Source organism: Stutzerimonas stutzeri SDM-LAC, assembly GCF_000235745.1.
In the GTDB taxonomy this organism is placed as follows: Bacteria; Pseudomonadota; Gammaproteobacteria; order Pseudomonadales; family Pseudomonadaceae; genus Stutzerimonas; species Stutzerimonas stutzeri_H.
Window position 1 is genome coordinate 1 of record NZ_AGSX01000142.1, and the last position, 14,754, is coordinate 14,754.

At 62.7% G+C, this 14,754-nt stretch carries 12 protein-coding genes; 4 read left to right on the top strand and 8 right to left on the bottom strand.

Features of this window, described 5'->3' with window-relative positions; translation table 11 throughout:
• Window positions 1–39 precede the first annotated feature (39 nt).
• The 4 genes from rpoH to ftsY form a co-directional block, all read right to left on the bottom strand.
• Window positions 40–894, bottom strand: coding sequence for an RNA polymerase sigma factor RpoH (gene rpoH, locus PSTU_RS0114995; RefSeq protein WP_019341843.1), 855 nt, complete (start codon window positions 892–894; stop codon window positions 40–42).
• 107 nt (window positions 895–1,001) lie between these two features.
• Window positions 1,002–2,012, bottom strand: a complete 1,011-nt coding sequence (ftsX, locus tag PSTU_RS0115000; RefSeq protein WP_019341844.1) for a permease-like cell division protein FtsX — start codon at window positions 2,010–2,012, stop codon at window positions 1,002–1,004.
• On the bottom strand, window positions 2,009–2,680 hold the full coding sequence (gene ftsE / locus PSTU_RS0115005; RefSeq protein WP_019341845.1) for a cell division ATP-binding protein FtsE: 672 nt from the start codon (window positions 2,678–2,680) through the stop codon (window positions 2,009–2,011). The genes ftsX and ftsE overlap by 4 nt, the downstream gene beginning before the upstream one ends.
• The gene (gene ftsY / locus PSTU_RS0115010; protein WP_019341846.1) at window positions 2,677–4,020 is read right to left on the bottom strand and encodes a signal recognition particle-docking protein FtsY; all 1,344 of its coding nucleotides are present in this window, start codon (window positions 4,018–4,020) and stop codon (window positions 2,677–2,679) included. Before ftsY ends, ftsE begins: the two co-directional genes overlap by 4 nt.
• A 237-nt stretch (window positions 4,021–4,257) precedes the next feature.
• On the opposite strand from ftsY, the gene PSTU_RS0115015 reads away from it, so the two are divergent.
• From PSTU_RS0115015 to PSTU_RS0115030, 4 genes are all read left to right on the top strand, one after another.
• Window positions 4,258–5,610: a M16 family metallopeptidase gene (locus PSTU_RS0115015; protein WP_019341847.1), complete on the top strand. Its 1,353-nt coding sequence runs from the start codon at window positions 4,258–4,260 to the stop codon at window positions 5,608–5,610.
• On the top strand, window positions 5,603–7,153 hold the full coding sequence (locus PSTU_RS0115020; protein WP_019341848.1) for a M16 family metallopeptidase: 1,551 nt from the start codon (window positions 5,603–5,605) through the stop codon (window positions 7,151–7,153). Before PSTU_RS0115015 ends, PSTU_RS0115020 begins: the two co-directional genes overlap by 8 nt.
• The gene (rsmD, locus tag PSTU_RS0115025; RefSeq protein WP_019341849.1) at window positions 7,153–7,752 is read left to right on the top strand and encodes a 16S rRNA (guanine(966)-N(2))-methyltransferase RsmD; all 600 of its coding nucleotides are present in this window, start codon (window positions 7,153–7,155) and stop codon (window positions 7,750–7,752) included. Before PSTU_RS0115020 ends, rsmD begins: the two co-directional genes overlap by 1 nt.
• Window positions 7,753–7,828: 76 nt before the next feature.
• Window positions 7,829–8,845 carry a hydrolase gene (locus PSTU_RS0115030; RefSeq protein WP_019341850.1) on the top strand — a complete coding sequence of 339 codons (1,017 nt, stop codon included), beginning with the start codon at window positions 7,829–7,831 and terminating at the stop codon, window positions 8,843–8,845.
• A gap of 6 nt (window positions 8,846–8,851) precedes the next feature.
• On the opposite strand, the gene PSTU_RS0115035 is transcribed toward PSTU_RS0115030, so the two are convergent.
• The 4 genes from PSTU_RS0115035 to PSTU_RS0115050 are packed head-to-tail and all read right to left on the bottom strand — an operon-like array spanning window position 8,852 to window position 14,672.
• Window positions 8,852–9,865 carry an HlyD family secretion protein gene (locus tag PSTU_RS0115035; RefSeq protein ID WP_019341851.1) on the bottom strand — a complete coding sequence of 338 codons (1,014 nt, stop codon included), beginning with the start codon at window positions 9,863–9,865 and terminating at the stop codon, window positions 8,852–8,854.
• Between the two features lie 10 nt (window positions 9,866–9,875).
• On the bottom strand, window positions 9,876–11,960 hold the full coding sequence (locus PSTU_RS0115040; protein WP_029404815.1) for a TolC family protein: 2,085 nt from the start codon (window positions 11,958–11,960) through the stop codon (window positions 9,876–9,878).
• Window positions 11,960–13,288, bottom strand: a complete 1,329-nt coding sequence (locus PSTU_RS0115045; RefSeq protein ID WP_019341853.1) for a glycosyltransferase family 2 protein — start codon at window positions 13,286–13,288, stop codon at window positions 11,960–11,962. The genes PSTU_RS0115040 and PSTU_RS0115045 overlap by 1 nt, the downstream gene beginning before the upstream one ends.
• A 1-nt stretch (window position 13,289) precedes the next feature.
• Window positions 13,290–14,672, bottom strand: coding sequence for a diguanylate cyclase domain-containing protein (locus tag PSTU_RS0115050; RefSeq protein ID WP_019341854.1), 1,383 nt, complete (start codon window positions 14,670–14,672; stop codon window positions 13,290–13,292).
• Between the last annotated feature and the right edge of the window lie 82 nt (window positions 14,673–14,754).

Genomic DNA, 14,754 nt, shown 5'->3' on the forward strand with positions numbered 1-14,754 from the left:
CGCCTTTGGATTCTGACCGGAAGCCGGAGGCTTCAGCTATCAAGCCTGGATGGAACCCTTTAGCTTGTTCATCGCATTCTTTTCAAGCTGACGGATCCGCTCAGCGGAAACCCCATACTTGGCAGCGAGATCATGCAGAGTCGCTTTGGTATCACTCAACCAACGTTGCTGAAGGATATCGCGGCTACGCTCATCCAGCGTATCCAGCGCCTCGTGCAGATTCGAATTGGAGTTATCGCTCCAGTCGGCATCCTCGAGTTGCCGCGCCGGGTCGTAGCGATGATCTTCGAGATAGTGCGCAGGCGATTGATAGGCGCTGTCGTCGTCAGCATCGGCTGACGGATCGAAGGCCATGTCATGCCCGGTGAGGCGGCTTTCCATCTCGCGGACTTCGCGAGCCTCAACGCCGAGACTGTCGGCAACCCGCTCGACCTCGTCATTGTTCAGCCAGGCCAGACGCTTCTTCTGACTGCGCAGGTTAAAGAACAGCTTGCGTTGCGCTTTTGTCGTGGCGACCTTGACGATGCGCCAGTTGCGCAGGATGAATTCGTGGATCTCGGCCTTGATCCAATGCACGGCAAAGGAAACCAGGCGCACGCCCATTTCGGGGTTGAAGCGCTTGACCGCCTTCATCAGGCCGACATTGCCTTCCTGAATCAGGTCAGCCTGCGCCAGACCGTAGCCGGAATAGCTACGGGCGATATGGACAACGAAACGTAAGTGGGCCAGCACCATCTGACGGGCGGCCTCTAAGTCTTGCTGGTAGAACAAGCGACCAGCCAACTCGCGCTCCTGCTCGACCGTGAGCAGCGGAATGCTGTTGACCGTCTGCACATAGGCCTCGAGATTGCCTCCCGGGACCAGGGCTTGAACAGGTTGGAGATTAGATGTCATGCAGGTCCTCCAAAAATGAAGCTGCAGCAGTTTAGCACTGCCGCATGAGACTTCAAGTCTGCGGAAAAGTTTCCTTACAGCTCGATAAAGCCATTAAAATCAAAGAGTTAGCGCGGAGCAAGTTCGCTCAGATGCCGTGCAACGGCTAGCCAGGCGCCGATGTAACCCAGCAGCACGGCACCGAGCACGAGCGAGACTCCATCATCGGCTGGTACGCCTGCCAGACCGAAATCGCTGCCGTACAAGCCCGCGAGCCCAACGACCGCCTCGTTCAGCCAGCCAAGCCCATACGCCAGCAGGACCCAGGCGATCAGACCAGCGCCCAACCCGTACAACGCGCCCATATAGAGGAAGGGGCGGCGGACGTAGCCGTCGGTTCCGCCAACCAGCTTGACCACCTCGATCTCGGTGCGGCGGTTTTCGATGTGCAGGCGGATGGTATTGCCGATCACCAGCAGCAGCGTGGCGATCAGCAACAGGCTAAGGCCGAAGACGAACCGGTCACCCAGCTTGAGGATGGCAGTCAGCCGTTCGACCCAGAGCAGGTCCAGCTGCGCCTGCTCGACGCCGGGCAGGTCCGCCAAGCGTTGGCGCAGCGCCTCAAGGTTGTCGCGATCAACTTCGTTGGGCGTCACCAGGATCACGCCGGGCAAGGGGTTCTCCGGCAGCTCACGCAGCGCCTCGCCGAGCCCCGACAGTTGTTGAAACTCCTCCAGCGCTTGTTCGCGGCTGATCCAGCTGGCCTCGGACACGTCCGGCATCGCCAGAATCTGCTCGCGCAGCGCTTGACCCTGCGGAGCATCCACGTCCAGCTGCATGAACAGCGAAATCTGTGCCGCGCGCTGCCAGGAGCCGCCGAGTCGCTCGACATTGTCCAACAAGAGCGCCAGGCCCATCGGCAAGCTCAATGCGACGGCCATGACCAGACAGGTGAAAAAACTACCAATCGGCTGCTTGATCAGCCTGCCGACACTGTCGACCACGCTGGCTCGGTGGCTTTCCACCCAGGCATGAAAAAGGGTCTTGAAGTCCGGCTCGTCGCTCTTCGGCTGCTCGGGCTTGTTGCGTACCCCACCCGCGCGCTCGGCGGGGTTCGGGTTCTGTTCGGGCGTGCTCATCGAGTGGCCTCCCCATCGCCAATCAATCGACCACGCTGCAGCGTGAGCATGCGATGACGCATACGAGCGATCAGCGCCAGGTCGTGACTGGCGATCAATACAGTGGTGCCGAGGCGGTTGATGTCTTCGAATACGCCCATGATTTCGGCTGCCAAACGCGGGTCGAGGTTGCCGGTCGGTTCGTCGGCCAGCAGCAATGCCGGGCGATGCACCACGGCGCGGGCAATGCCGACCCGCTGTTGCTGACCGGTGGAGAGGTCGGAGGGGTATTGCAGCGCCTTGTCCTTCAGACTGACGCGCTCCAGCGCAGTCATCACGCGTTGGCCGATTTCGCGCTTGTTCAACCCGAGGATCTGCAGCGGCAACGCGACGTTGTCGAACACGGTGCGATCAAACAAGAGCTGGTGGTTCTGAAACACCACGCCGATCTGCCGACGAAGAAAGGGAATCTGCGCGTTGCTGATTCGCGACAGGTCCTGACCGGCCAGCAGCAGTTTGCCACTGCTAGGCCGCTCCATCGCCAGCAGCAGACGCAACAAGGTGCTCTTGCCGGCGCCGGAGTGACCGGTGACGAAGAGGAACTCACCGCGTTGCACATGAAAGGAAAGCTCATGCAATCCGACGTGGCCGTTGGGATAGCGCTTGCCGACCTGTTCGAAACGAATCATGACGAGGCTCCGCCCGTCCCCTTCTCGGCAAACAGGGCATTGACGAAGGCGTCCGCCTCGAAGGTGCGCAGGTCATCGATGCCCTCGCCGACGCCGATGTAGCGGATCGGCGTGCCGAACTGCTTGGCGAGGGCAAAGATCACACCACCTTTGGCGGTGCCATCGAGCTTGGTCAGCGCAAGGCCCGTCAGTTCGACCGACTGATTGAATTGTTTGGTCTGGTTGATCGCGTTCTGACCGGTGCCAGCATCGAGCACCAGCAGCACTTCGTGCGGCGCGGTGTCGTCGAGCTTGCCCATCACCCGACGGACCTTTTTAAGCTCCTCCATCAGGTTGTCCTTGGTATGCAGACGGCCTGCCGTATCGGCGATCAGCACATCGACGCCACGGGCCTTGGCCGCTTGCACCGCATCGAAGATCACCGACGCGGAATCGGCGCCCGTGTGCTGAGCGATCACCGCGATGCTGTTGCGCTCGCCCCAGACCTGTAGCTGCTCGACAGCGGCCGCGCGGAAGGTGTCACCAGCAGCCAGCATGACTTTCTTACCTTCCAGCTGCAGCTTCTTCGCCAGTTTGCCGATGGTGGTGGTCTTGCCGACACCATTGACGCCGACCACCAGAATCACGAACGGCTGTTTGCTGCTGTCTATCACCAACGGCTGCTCGACAGGCTTGAGCAGGCTGGCCAGCTCTTCCTGCAGTGCCTTGTACAGCGCGCCGCTGTCGGCCAACTCCTTGCGCGAGACTCGGCGCGCCAGGTTCTGCATGATCGCCGTAGTGGCCTCAACGCCAACGTCGGCTGTCAGCAGGCGGGTTTCCAGCTCGTCGAGCAGGTCATCATCGATGGCTTTCTTGCCGAGGAACAGGCTGGCCATGCCTTCGCCGATGCTGGCGCTGGTCTTCGACAAGCCTTGCTTGAGCCGGGCGAAGAAGCCCAGTTTGGTCGGGGCCTCCTGCACGACAGGTGCAGGAGCAGGCTCGACGGCAATCTCGGCCAACACTGGCGATTCGGGCACTTCTTCAGGCTGAACAAGCTCCGGGGTAGGCTCGGGCTCTGCCTCGGGCTCAAGCTGCAGTTCAGCGGTCGGCTTGATCTGCGGTTCCTCGTCGGGCTGATCCGGGGCAGGCTCCGGCTCCGCAAGGGGAGATTCTTCGACCTTTTCTGCCTCATCGGGCAATGCGCTGTCCGGCGCGTCGGCGAACGGCTGGCTGTCTTCCAGAGGCTCGGCAGGCGGCGGCTCGGCCGCGGGTGACTGTGGCTTCTTGCGAAACCAGCCAAACAAGCCTTTCTTTTCGCCAGCCTCGGCCGGCGCCTTCTTATCGTCGTTGGAACCAAACATGGAGAAGATTTTCTCAAGAGGGCGATACGCCAGCGCAAATGCCACTAGCCAGACGGGCGCTATCCTAGCATTGAGCATCGGCCTGCGCTAAGCGTGGCCATCCGCCTGACTGCTACCCGGCAACGCAATTTCTTATGCCTTTGCCCTGACACAAGGGCACCAGTACCATGGCCCGCTTGCCCTTGTCAGCCAGCACTATCGCAGGCGGGATCGATCATTGAACGAGTCTTTTCTCCTATGCCTTTGATGCTACGCCGCGCCACAGCCTTGCTACTCGGCGCCCTCTACCTACCGCTGATCCTGGCCGCCGAAGCCCAACCTACCCATGAATTCTTTCTGGATAACGGCCTGAAGGTAATCGTGCGCGAAGATCACCGTGCGCCGATCGTGGTTTCCCAGCTCTGGTACAAGGTCGGGTCCAGCTATGAGTCGCCCGGCCAGACAGGCCTGTCCCACGCGCTCGAGCACATGATGTTCAAGGGCAGCCGCAAGCTTGGCCCCGGCGAGGCTTCACGCATCCTTCGCGAACTGGGCGCCGAGGAGAATGCGTTCACCAGCGACGATTACACGGCGTATTACCAGGTCCTGGCGCGCGATCGACTGGCCGTGGCCTTCGAGCTGGAAGCCGATCGCCTGGCGAGCCTGAAGCTGCCGCCAGAGGAATTCGAGCGGGAAATCGAAGTGATCATGGAAGAGCGCCGCCTACGCACCGACGACAAGCCCAGCGCGCTGGCTTTCGAACGCTTCAAGGCCATGGCCTACCCCGCCAGCGGCTACCACATCCCAACCATTGGCTGGATGGCCGATCTCAAGCGGATGACCATCGAGGAGCTGCGCACCTGGTACGAGCGCTGGTACGCACCCAACAACGCAACCCTGGTGGTGGTCGGTGACGTCACGCTGGACGAAGTGCGGACCTTGGCCGAGCGCTACTTCGGGCCGATCGAGAAGGAGGAGCTGCCTGTCGCCAAGCGACCTCTGGAGTTGGACGAGCCCGGCGAGCGCCGGTTGCGCCTGCATGTGCAGACTCAGGTACCCAGCCTGATCATGGCCTTCAATACACCGAGCCTGGCCACCAGCGACGACCCGAGTCAGATTCATGCACTGCGACTGATCAGCGCGCTGCTCGACGGCGGCTACAGCGCACGTCTGTCCCAGCAGCTCGAACGCGGCGAGGAACTGGTGACCAGCGCCTCGGCCTGGTACAACGCCTACGCCCGCGGCGACACGCTGTTCGTTCTGAGCGCTGCGCCAAACATACAGAAAGGCCGAACGCTGGAAGAGGTCGAGGCCGGCCTCTGGAAACAGCTAGAACAGCTCAAGCAGAGCGCGCCGTCGGCTGAGGAGCTGGAGCGGGTCCGCGCCCAGGTCATCGCCGGGCTGGTCTACGAGCGCGACTCCATCACCCAGCAAGCCACCACCATCGGCCAGCTCGAAACCGTCGGGCTCTCCTGGCGGCTGATGGACGAGGAGCTCAGCGCCCTGGAAGCCGTTACCCCAGAAGAGATTCAGCAAGCCGCTCGCACCTATTTCACCCGCTCGCGCCTGAGCGTTGCCCATGTACTACCCGAGGAGTCCAGCAATGAGTGATCGCCACCTGTTGCGTCGCGGCCTGCTCGGCCTGACGCTGGCGTCTTGCCTCGGCCTGGCCGCCTGCAACGAAGAAGCCGGCGATGCCGTCGCAACCATTCCGGTGCCGACCGAAGAAACCGTCGCCACGCCGGCCGAGTCCGGACAGGCCATCGCCATTGAGGCCAAAGAGGCCGAAGCCACCAGCACCCAGCTCGAATCACTGGCCGAGCTCGGCGACAAGCCGCTGGCCCGTCGTGAACTCGACATTCAGAGCTGGCAGACCGACGGCGGCGCCAAGGTGCTGTTCGTCGAGGCGCACCAGTTGCCCATGTTCGACCTGCGCCTGACCTTTGCCGCAGGTAGCAGCCAGGATGACGGCGTGCCCGGCCTGGCCATGCTGACCAACGCCATGCTCAATGAAGGCGTCGAAGGCAAGGATGTCACCGCGATCGCCGAAGGCTTCGAAGGCCTGGGCGCAGAGTTCGGCAACGGGTCCTATCGCGACATGGCGGTCGCCAGCCTGCGCAGTCTGAGCGATACGGACAAACGCGAGCAGGCACTGCAGCTGTTCAGCCAGGTCGTCGGCCAGCCGAGCTTTCCCGAAGACTCGCTGCAACGGATCAAGAATCAGGTTCTCGCCGGCTTCGAATTCCAGAAACAGAACCCCGGCAAGCTGGCCAGCCTCGAACTCTTCGAGCAGCTGTATGGCGATCACCCCTATGCTCACTCCAGCGAAGGCACGCCCGAGTCGATCCCGGGCATCAGCGTCGAGGAACTGCGCGCGTTCCACCAAAAGGGCTACACCGCAGGCAACGCGGTGATCGCGCTGGTTGGCGACCTTAGCCGCGCGGAGGCCGAAGCCATCGCCGCGCAAGTCTCAGCGGCGCTGCCGCAAGGCCCTGCACTGCCGCCTCCGCCACCACCCAGCGAGCCAACAGCCGGCACTGAGCACATCGAATTCCCGTCCAACCAAACTCACCTGATGCTGGCGCAACTCGGCATCCCACGCGGCCATCCGGATTACGCCGCGCTGTATCTGGGTAACCAGATTCTCGGCGGCGGCGGCTTCGGTACACGTTTGATGGAGGAGGTGCGCGAAAAACGCGGTCTGACCTACGGCGTCTATTCGGGCTTCAGTCCGATGCAGGTGGCCGGCCCCTTCATGATCAACCTGCAAACCCGAGCCGAGCTGGCTGAAGGCACGCTTGAGCTGGTTCAAGGGCTGGTTGCCGACTATCTGAAAAACGGCCCGACCGACGCCGAGCTGGAGCGCAGCAAGCGCGAAGTTGCCGGCAGCTTTCCGCTGTCGACGGCCAGTAACAGTGACATCGTCGGGCAGCTGGGCAGCATCGGTTTCTATGACCTGCCACGGACCTACCTCGAGGACTTCATGCAACAGGTCCAGGCGCTGTCGGTCGAAGACGTCAAGGCCGCGATGAACGAGCATCTCGGCCCGGACGACTTCGTGATCGTCACGGCGGGTCCGCAGGTCGAGCAGAAGCCACTGCCGCCGCCAAGTGCGAAGCCCCTCGAACAACCCAGCAGTATTCCGGAGCATTGATGGCCAATCCACCCATCCGCCCCTCCGCCCATGGGGGCCAGGGCCAGCTGCGCATCATCGGCGGCGAATGGCGCAGCCGACGCTTCGGTTTTCCCGAGGCCGATGGCCTGCGACCGACGCCCGATCGTGTTCGCGAGACGCTGTTCAACTGGCTCGCGCCGTACCTCTCCGGTGCACGGGTACTCGATCCTTTTACCGGGAGCGGCGCACTGTACCTTGAAGCCCTCTCGCGCGGTGCCAGCATGGCCCTCGCGCTGGATGTGAATGCCAATGCCATCGCTAACCTGCGCAAGCACCTGGATACGCTCAAGTGCGGCCAGGGCCAGCTGCTGCAAAGCGACGCCTTGCGTTATCTCGAAACCCAGAGCCCGACGCCGTTCGACCTGGTATTTCTCGATCCACCGTTCAACAAGAACCTGCTGCAGCCCGCCTGCGAGCTGCTCGAAAAACGGGGCTGGCTGGCCAAGCACGCGTGGGTTTATACCGAGAGCGAAGCTGCTCCCTCCAGCCTTGGCCTGCCCGGCAACTGGCGCCTACACCGCGAGAAACAGGCCGGTAAGGTGAACTACGCGCTGTGGGAGCGCAGCGGCGAAGCGTAACTGTCCGGACGGTACCGTGGCTGGCTGGGCCTCAACTAGTCAGCACGGATCGCAGCGCCATCGAACCCGAGTAACCATGTCCGCCACCGTTCCTGATCTCAGCGCCGCCCCAGAAATAGATCACCCTTTCACGCCCGCCTGGTGGCTGCCTGGGGGCCACCTGCAGACACTGTGGAACCCGCTCTGCCGCCGGGCACCTCTACTTCAGCGCCGCCGAGAGCGGCTGTGGCTCGCAGACGGCGATTTCATCGACCTCGATTGGCACGGGCCACAGGATCCCGAGGCACCGCTCGTGCTGATATTGCATGGGCTGACTGGCTCATCGAACTCACTCTATGTGCTCGGATTGCAGCAGACGTTGGCAGGTCGGAACTGGGCAAGTGTCGCGATCAACTGGCGAGGCTGTTCTGGTGAGCCGAACCTGCTCCCACGCGCCTATCATTCCGGCGCCAGCGATGACCTGACTGAAGTGACCATTCACCTGCAAGCCGCGCGACCACTGGCGCCGCTCCATGCCGTAGGTTATTCGCTCGGGGGCAACGTGTTGCTCAAATACCTCGGCGAAACCGGCCAGGCGACACCGCTGCAAAAGGCCGTGGCGGTTTCCGTACCCTTTCGCCTGGACCAGTGCGCCGACCGTATCGGCCTCGGTTTTTCGCGGATATACCAAGCGCACTTTATGCGCGAGATGGTGGCCTACGTAAAGGACAAGCAGCAGCTCTTTGCGAGCAAGGGAGATGACGAGCATCTTTCGGCACTCCAGCGGCTGGGCTCGCTGAAAGGCATGCGCACCTTCTGGGATTTCGACGGCCGCTTCACCGCACCACTGCACGGTTATGCCGATGCAACCGATTACTACCGCCGCGCCTCGAGCCGCTACTTCCTGCCCGACATCCGCATCCCGACGCTGCTGATCCAGGCCGAGGACGATCCCTTCGTCTTCCGCCACAGCGTGCCCGAACCCGATGAGCTTTCAGCCACCACCACCCTGGAGCTGCACAGAACGGGTGGTCACGTCGGATTCGTCGAAGGCTCGCCGACCAAACCAAGCTATTACCTGGAGCGGCGAATACCGGAGTGGCTGGGAGCTTGACGCCAGTTAGTCTGCTAATGGCAGCCAGTCATGGGGGAAACGGGCCTTCAGGCCGAGCCGATCGATCCGCCAGCGCTCCGGCAGATCATCTACTCGTGCGATGACCCTCAAGCTGCGCGTCGGTGCGCTGAACGGCGGGCGCAGCTCGACGGGCACCGACGCCGCGTCGTCCACGGTTTGCACCACCTGTGCCGGACGCTTGCTGCCATCCGGAAAGACCAGCGTAAGCGACTTGCCGATGGCCGCGTCGGCGGCATGCCGGGGGTTGAGATAAACCCAGACCTGCGCCTCACCGTCGCGCTCCAGCCGCAGCAGCGGCGTGCCCGGGCCGACATTCTCACCTGGCGCGACAAGTATCTCGCCAACCTTGCCGTCTTCCTCGGCGCGCAGTTCCAGTGCCTGCAGGCGGCTGTCCAGCCAGGCAAGCTCCAACTTGCGCTGGCGTTGGTCGACGCTCACGGCAGGCCGCGTACGCTGCGCCAGTTGGTAGAGATCGCGTAAACGCCCGTCGCGCTGATCGACGGCCGACAATAACTCGCCCCGAGTCGCCGCGCCGCGTTCGAACAAGCCCTGCATCTGATCGACCCGTGCCTGGGCGCGCGACAGCTGGCTGTCGAGCAAAGCCCGCTCGCGCTCCAGCGCTTCACGCTCAGCCGTATCTGGCGCATCGGCGGGGGCGGCCAGCATAAAGCGGCGCGCACGCCACTCAGGATTGTCCAACCGAACCAGCACCTCCCCGGCCTTCACGCGCTGTCCCGGTTGAACAAGAACCTGATCAACTTGAGCGCCATCGCGTGCGCGCAGCTCCGCACCCGGCAAATGAAGCTGGGCCGGCGCCTCGATCAACCAGAGTGCCAGCACCCAGCGCGCCACCAGCCAGAGCAGTGGGCTGACAACGGCCAGGAGGATGAGGTACCAGCGCAACCGAAAAGCCATGCGTTTGCCCGGCGCATAGAGCACCTGAAGCCCTTGCTCCTGGGTCGGCTGCTGCTCCTTGGCACTGGAAAATTTGATCTTCATGCGGTTCAGCTCAATGAGGGAAGTAGGACCAGTCCTGCCAGTCGATGCCGGTCACCGACACCGCCTGCAGGCGGTGTCGCCAGTTCGCGACCTGTTTTTCCAGCTGCAGTCGGGTGGCATCCTTCCAGCTTTCCTGCGCAGACAACTGCGGCTCCACGCTCTGCGCCAGACGAAACCGGAGCCCGGGCCAGCGCCGGGCAATGCCCTGCGCCAGTTCAGCACTGCGGTCCGGGTTGCGGGTGTAGATCATCAGGCTCACCTGACGCACGCCGCGTTGCTGCAGGCGGCAGGGAACGCAGAATCCACCGGCAGCCGGTTGGGCAAACCAGCGGTGATGGCTCGACACTTCCAGCGGCCAGGGGCTGACTTGTGTCACGGACTCGAGGGTGTCCATCCAATCGCGCAGACGGTCTTCTGGAACCGGCCAGCCGAGTTGCTCGACTTCGAGATCCAGATGCAGAGCATCGAACGGCAGTGGCGCCAAGGTTTTCAGCAGATCGACGAGATCATGGCGAGGCTTCGGCAGGATCCACTGCGGATCGCCGAGCAGAAGCGTTACCTCCAGCTCCCGCGCATGCGCGTCACGCAGAGCATCGGAAAGCTGACTGCGCAGTTTCATGGGCTCGGCCACCTGGGCCGCGCTGAGACCGAGATGGACGCGCTGCATGCCGGCTGCTTGCAACGCCTGCAGGGCTTCGCTGCGGGTGTTTGGATCGAGCAGGCTTCGGCTGTCCCAAACATAGACGCCTTGGCGCCAGGCGTCTTTCTGCACGGCGGCCGATCGGTGGGTGGTTTTGCCCTGGCCTGGCCAGTCCGCCTTCAACGGCCCCAGCAAGGCCGATGCCGCACCGGTTTCCTCGACAAACAAGCGCAGCGCGGCCTCGCGCAGCCAGAGGCCGTGCCAGGCAGCGATCAGTCGCAACTCGGCATAACCCTGTTCGAGTTCAGCGGTAATCGCGCCAAGAAATGCCTGATCAATCTCACCTTCACGGCGCAGACGCTGTTCGTGTAGCGCCAGCGCAGTAGCCTCTAGCTGTCCGCGCGCCTGGGACATCTCATCGGCGGCCAACCGTTGGGCTCGTAGCGCTTGCGCCAGGGCTAGCACCATCTGCTCACGCTCAGCTTCAAGCTGTGCCTGTGCCGAATGCTGCCGGGCTTCAACCTCATCGCCTCGCGCTCGGCGATAGCCCAGCGGATCGAAGGGTGTCGACAGATTGATGCTGGCAACCAGACCGTTACCCGGCTTGCTACTGCCGTTGCGGTCCTCGTAGCTCTGCGCGACGCTGAAATTGGAATCGACCCCTGCATACCACGGCGACTCGCGGTTCTGCTCGGCGCGCCGCAACTGCTCGCGGCGCTGTTGTAGACGCGGGTGCGCTTCTAACGACTGCAGCCAGGCGTCCACGGGCTGCGCAGAAAGCACGAGTGCCTCGGCACCCGCCTGATGCTGCGGCTCGATCGGTCGTCCGGCAAGCGCCTGCAGGCTGAAACGGGTTTCGTCCAGTACCAGTTGATTGCCAGCGCATTTTTGCTCAAGTGCTTGCCAACGAGCGTCCAGCAAACGCGCTTCCGAGGCCAGTAGCCAGCCGCCGTGTACACGCTCCGCCAAACGAGAACGGGCCTGCTCGGCACTGCCGACAATCGACCGACACCACTGTCGCTCCTGTTGCGCTCGCCACCAATCGGCATAAGCGCTGCGCAGCGCCAAGCGTTGTTCGAGGCGATACAGTTCGCGCCGCGCTTGCTGTTGCATACGATCGGACTCCACGCTGCGAACGGCGTCGAGCTGCCGGTGCAGGCTGCCCAACAGCGGGTGTCGCAGGCCGAGGGCCAGATCGCGTCCGTAGTAATCGTCACGCAGATCGTCCGTTACCAGCTCGCGGTAGTGCCCAGCCCCGGCCGAAGCGAACCATTGCCAGCCGGCCTCGGCTTCACGCTGCTGCTGCAGCGCCTGGAGCGCCACCAGCTCGGCGTCCACAGCACGTACCGAAGCGCTGGTCTCGGCGCCTTCAAGCAACGTAGACAGCGGCAACACCTCAGCTCGTGCGACGAGCGCCGTACAGAACAACAGCACAATTGCACATGCCCTAAGCATCAGAACCTCTTCGCCTTGCGCAGCACCCACCAGGGCGCCATGGAAGTTTCTTCATGACCGCGACGCAGCATCTCGTTGAGGATGGCGACCGCGCTCCAGCAGCGCATGACAAACATGAACAGAGGAAATATCGGCACGGCCCAGCACAGCCACAAATCCTGCCGTGGCCGCTCGGAGACCATTGTCAGCAGCACGATGTAGGCCAGCAGCGTATTGGCCAGGTAAACCAGATAAACCAGCAGCGCGAGCACCATGAAGGTCGAAAAGGTCAGCGCGTAAAGGCCCACCAGGAAGTAGCCGACGATGATGAACGGCAGCACCAGCTGGAAGAAGAAGCCGCTCACCAGAACCACGATGAAGTTGGGCCAGCCCAGCAGGCGCGGTGTAAAGCTGTGGCGATGCTTGCGCACGTAAAGGAAGAACAGGTCACCGTCCCAGCGCAGACGCTGCATGAGGAACTGGGCGAAGGTCACCGGCGCGTCGGTATGCCCGATTGCACAAGGCTCGAACGGAATACGCAGTGGTTTGCGGCCGAAGTAGTTCTTGATGCGCAGTGTGAGGTCCAGGTCTTCTGCCGTGTGCGTATCCCAGCCACCTATCTTTTCCAGGAAGCTGCGACGAAAGGCGCCAAACGCCCCGGAAACGTTGTTCACCACGTTCCATTCGCTGAGCCCGATCTTGGCCATCTGGATGGACAGCAGGTATTCCAATGCCTGCATCGCCGTGGTGAGCGACTTGCGCGTATTGCGTACACGCAGGCTGCCCGCCACGGCAGGTACCTGCGGGTCCTGGAAGTGCCGCACGACGTTGACCACCATGTCGTTGTCGAAGGACGTATCGCCATCCAGCGCCATGACGATTTCGCCCGTGCTGTACTCGAGGCCGGCGTTGAGCGAGGACACCCGCCCCCCGCGCTGCCACTTGGCGATCGGTCGCAGAAGACGGTGCGGATACAGCCGGCCATCCACGCGAAAGTCCCGCACGGCCTGCATCGTCGAGAGGTTGACGGCCGCACCGTCGACCACCGGGATCATCTCGATCTCGCCGCGGTAGGTCTGCTCGCAGAGGCTTAGCAACGTGGTCTGCACATCACGGCCCTCGCTATAGCAGGTAATGATGCAAGAGACTCGGGGGCGATAGCTGTTGCCTTCCGGCAGCTCGAATGGCTTGCGCACGAACCAGCGCAAGACGCCGAGCAACGTGACCAGGTTGAGCGGCACTTCCAGCAACAGGAACGCCGGAAAGAGCATCACCAGCAAATAGCCCAGCCCGTCGGGTTTATCGATTTCACCGAGGATGCCGAGCCATTGCAGCCAGAAGGCGTCCATTTCAGCCCAGCTCTCCGTTGACGCGTGCGATCAGCAGGGCGGCGTCTTCATGCTCGAGCAGGTCAGCCGGAGCCGTAAAAGTCGCCTGGCGCAGCTGCAGCCGACCAATCTGCGCACTGGCCAGCTGTTCGGCGCCCTGTGCCAGCCGCTTGCTCACCACTTCTAAGCCCTGCGCCTCGGTGTGCGGCATCATGATCCAGAGAATTTCTTCGCTGACCCGGCAGCAGCGATCCGTATCGCGCACGGCTTCCTGTAGCCGCTCCACCAGGCTGTCGACCAAGGCGTGGCCGCGCAGCTCGCCGAGCTCGTTGATGGTCGTCGCCAAGTTGACGAAACGCAGGCCCAGGAGTGAAAACCCTGGCTTCTTGTAGCGTCGAACCATCTGCAACTGCCAGTTGAGCAGCTCATGGAAGCTCTTCTGGCTCAGGAGATTGAGCTGGCCGAAGTGGTCCGTCTCAACGACGCTCGCGCTGTAGCCCTGACGACACCGCAAGCGACCGGCCTCGGCCAGGCGATAGTTGCGAACCTCGCGCACCCTCAGCTTGTCGGGCGCATGAGCGTGCCCGCAGTCCAAGCATCGCGCCTCCACCTCGGCATCGACGAAGAAGGCATGACAACCGCGGCAGCGGTAGTTTTCCAGCGGCCTGTCGTAGTCACTGCCGATATGGCGCAAACGGCTGAGGCAGTTCGGACACAGCAGCAGGCCGTCTTTAAGGAAATGTTCCTGCGGCCCGACGTGACCACAGGTAAAGCAGTGCAGCGACGGCTGCCGCGCGATTTCCAGTGTCTGGCATTCCGGGCAGACGTCGACATAGTTCAGGCGCCCCGAGCCGCAGCTGACGCACAGTCGTACGCGGTCGAGCAACTCGGCTTCTTCGAACCATCCCTGCTGCGTCATCAGCTGCAGCCAGGCGAAGGCGTTGGGCGTCTCGTCATCCTCCAGCGCTTCCAGCAGCGGATAGCGGTAATGCTGGGCGACACTGGCATCGCGCACGGCCAGCACGCTGCCACGCGGGCGCAGCCAGAGCCAGGCCAATACCCTTGCTTCGAAGCGCTCGGGGGCACTGCCACGATTGAACAAACCGAACCGCTCGCACCACAGGCGCCACAATGGCACCAACGCGCTGAGGTCAGGCGGCGGCGCGCCATCGCCCAGCGCGGCGCACCAGGGGTCAAGGTCCTGGCAGCAATAGATCAGGCTGAATCGATAGCGCTTGTCCATCCGCAAACTGCGCAGCGCCTCGCCGGCGCGGGCGCCAGGCAGGTCGAGCAATACCACGTCATAGGCAGGCTCACTCTGCAATGCAAGGAGATCGGCGTGCCGCTCGACGTCGACGCCGGTCAACGGTAACGATGAAACACCCAATACGCCGACACGCGGCATTGATGATGGCATGACGTCTGGCAGCCCAAATGACGATATTGAATAGCCATCATTGTAGTTTGTTTGTTGCCTCTATAGGCGC